Annotated in this window: 5 protein-coding genes; 4 read left to right on the top strand and 1 reads right to left on the bottom strand. The window is 48.5% G+C overall.

What is annotated here, in order from left to right:
- Positions 1 to 169 precede the first annotated feature (169 nt).
- The 4 genes from IM450_RS02340 to IM450_RS02325 all read left to right on the top strand — a co-directional run bounded on the left by IM450_RS02340 (position 170) and on the right by IM450_RS02325 (position 2,423).
- Complete coding sequence (locus tag IM450_RS02340; protein WP_287668880.1) at positions 170 to 772, top strand: transposase; 603 nt, start codon at positions 170 to 172, stop codon at positions 770 to 772.
- A 13-nt stretch (positions 773 to 785) separates the two neighbouring features.
- On the top strand, positions 786 to 1,082 hold the full coding sequence (locus IM450_RS02335) for a transposase (RefSeq protein WP_287668877.1): 297 nt from the start codon (positions 786 to 788) through the stop codon (positions 1,080 to 1,082).
- A gap of 108 nt (positions 1,083 to 1,190) precedes the next feature.
- Positions 1,191 to 1,532 (top strand): hypothetical protein, encoded by a 342-nt coding sequence (locus IM450_RS02330; RefSeq protein ID WP_287668874.1) that lies wholly within the window; start codon positions 1,191 to 1,193, stop codon positions 1,530 to 1,532.
- A gap of 90 nt (positions 1,533 to 1,622) precedes the next feature.
- Positions 1,623 to 2,423: an IS5 family transposase gene (locus tag IM450_RS02325; RefSeq protein WP_287668871.1), complete on the top strand. Its 801-nt coding sequence runs from the start codon at positions 1,623 to 1,625 to the stop codon at positions 2,421 to 2,423.
- Here IM450_RS02325 and IM450_RS02320 read toward each other — a convergent pair.
- Positions 2,420 to 2,806 (bottom strand): tetratricopeptide repeat protein, encoded by a 387-nt coding sequence (locus IM450_RS02320; protein WP_287668868.1) that lies wholly within the window; start codon positions 2,804 to 2,806, stop codon positions 2,420 to 2,422. The two genes, IM450_RS02325 and IM450_RS02320, sit on opposite strands and share 4 nt — an antisense overlap.
- Positions 2,807 to 2,879: the final 73 nt, after the last annotated feature.

The raw sequence follows: 2,879 nt of genomic DNA, 5'->3' as shown, positions 1-2,879 counted from the left end.
TTTTATGGGCAGATATTTTAAAACTGTCTCTTGAAGCTAATTATGATGATTATCTTGAAAAAAAATGATAATTAGACAGAAGTTCTCTTGTTCACATAGAGAACTTTATCTTCTTTTGTTTTCAAAATGAGAATTGCTGGATAGGGGAAGCGTTGTTGGCTTATTCGCGATGAATCCGCTACCGAAGGAATTCCTGCCATTGCTCTTGGTGTTCGCCCCTTTATTCTCCCGACCGACATGGCACTCGGCACTCGTACTGCTGGTGGGAGCGATTCTCGCGCCGGGAAAGCGGACGGTTAGTGCGATCTTGAGGGTGATGGGATTAAAAGATGAGCCTCATTTCCAAAAGTATCATCGCGTCCTCAACCGAGCGGTCTGGTCAAGTTGTAGGGCGAGTCGTCTGTTGTTACAACAGTTGGTCAAGGTCTTCGCCCCGGACGGGGTGTTAGTGATGGGTATCGACGACACGATCGAGCGGCGATGGGGTAAACGTATCGCGGCCCGGGGTATCTACCGTGACCCGGTACGTTCGAGCGATAGCCATTTCGTCAAAACCAGTGGGTTACGTTGGTTAAGTCTGATGTTGTTAGTAGAGATCCCGTGGGCGAAACGCTTGTGGGCATTACCTTTTCTCACGGTTTTAGCCCCCTCCGAACGGTATGACCAATCACGGGAACGACGGCATAAATCTCTGAGCGAGCGGGCGCGGCAAATGCTCGTTCTGGTGTTTACGATGGTTTCCCGATCGGGCGCTCGTTCTCGTTGCCGATAGTAGTTTCGCCGCTTTGGAGTTACTCGAATCTCTCCGACAACTCCCGAGGGCGGTTCATGTCGTGACCCGATTACGCTTAGATGCCGCTCTCTACGAACCGCCTCCCGAACGGAAGCCGGGACAAATGGGTCGTCCTCGAAAAGTGGGGAAACGATTGCCAACCCTCAAGGCATTACTCGATGACCCGGCGACCGTCTGGCAGTCATTGACCGTTGAAGGATGGTACGGGGGATGCTCAGGGCAACTACAATTCGCTTCGGCAAAATGCGTTTGGTATCATACCGGACTTCCTGCCGTCCCCATTCGTTGAGTCCTCGTCCGAGATCCGAAGGACCAATTCGAGCCACAAGCTTTTCTCTGTACCGACCAAGACGCTACTCCAAGACAAATTCTGTTATGGTTCCGACAACGTTGGCAAGTGGAAGTCACTTTTGAAGAAGTACGGGCGCACTTGGGAGTGGAAACCCAACGTCAATGGTCTAATCTCGCTATTTCCCGTACCACACCCGCGTTATTTGCCTTATTCTCGATAATTGTTCTCCTCGCCGAACGCTTGCAAGCCTCATCAATGGATTGCTCCCTGCCTCACTCCGCTTGGTATCACAAAGAATTTCCCACGTTTATCGATGCGTTAGCTTGGGTACGTCGGCATTTTTGGACGGCTCGACTTTTTCGATTATCGGGAGCGAACACCGATATGGTGAAAATACCAAGAGCCTTGCTGGATACATGGGAGGCTCTATTATGCTACGCCGCTTGAAATGGATAAAGTCGAGGTAAGAGGATGTTTGAAAAGTCAGGAGACCACTAGGGGTAGTGTAGAGATCTAGATGTTCCGACCGTCTTGAAGATGACAACAAACCTAAAAGCCTATCCTGGAGACCTGACACGAGCGCAGGCCGAATTACTCCTCCCTCTCATCCCACCGGCCAAAAAAGGGGGTCGCCCCCGAAGCGTAGATATGCTCGGTGTCATCAACGCCCTATTTTACGTCCTCTGTACGGGATGTGCGTGGCGGTGGTTGCCCCATGACTGCCCGCCTTACGGGACAGTATACGACTACTTCAGAAAGTGGACTCAAGACGGAACGTGGGTAAAAATCCATGACCGTCTCCGAGATTACGTCAGGATAATGGAAGGTCGTCATCCCTCTGCCAGCGCGGGAGTTTTAGACAGTCAATCAGTCAAAACCGCCACGATGATTAATAAAGAGGTCGGTTATGATGCGGGGAAACGGATTAAAGGAAGAAAGAGATTTACGTTGGTCGATACCTTCGGGCTATTAATAGCGGTAAAAGTCGTCGCCGCGAGTGTAGGAGAGCGAGAGGGAGCGAAACAACTTTTCGCGGAAATGAAGGAACAACCGAGCAAATATCCGCGATTAATCCGTGTTTTTGTCGATGGAGGGTTTTCGGGAGAAGGTTTTCTCCGTTTCGTGATGGACACTTTTGGCTTCATTTTAGAGACGGTGCTACGCTCGGCAGGGGTCAAAGGATTTGAGGTTCTACCCAAACGTTGGGTGGTGGAGCGCACTTTCGGTTGGTTTAATTATTGGCGACGATTAAGCAAAGACTACGAGGTTTTACCCGAAACTTCTGAGGCTTTCATTTATCTCGGTATGATTCGACTCATGTTGAGGCGGCTTGCCTAGGCGACTACGCTACCCGTGACCCTTTTCAAACGTCCTCTAAACTTATTTTTGAGGAGTTCTACAAATTTTTGCCATATAATTTGTCCATTAGCACCGTGCCAAGGAGGTTGAATGATAAGGCTTCGAGCTATAAAAAATAAAGCTTTTATAAATTTTCCCATACTCCAATAAGTATAGGCGATCGTCGCGAAACCCAGAGCTAGAGAGGGTTTATTTTGGGCTTCCCTAGCGATGGTCAGGACTTGATAAGCGTTCTCTAAAGCTAGAGGGTAGTTTTTTTCGCAGACATAATAGTAGGAAAGATGGGTTAAAAAAGGCTCTTCGGGAATTGTTATGCAAATAATTAACTTAAAATAAAATTCGATGAGAGCGCCTACGCTCAAAAGTATCTGAAATCCATATAGGGAAGGACTTAAGGCATCAACAGGTTAATACCAAAAGATAGACAATCGAGTT

It is taken from the genome of Microcystis sp. M083S1 (assembly GCF_020246405.1).
Classification (GTDB): Bacteria; Cyanobacteriota; Cyanobacteriia; order Cyanobacteriales; family Microcystaceae; genus Microcystis; species Microcystis aeruginosa_C.
The sequence above is the reverse complement of the archived record's forward strand: the minus strand, read 5'-3'. Positions and strand labels throughout refer to the sequence as shown.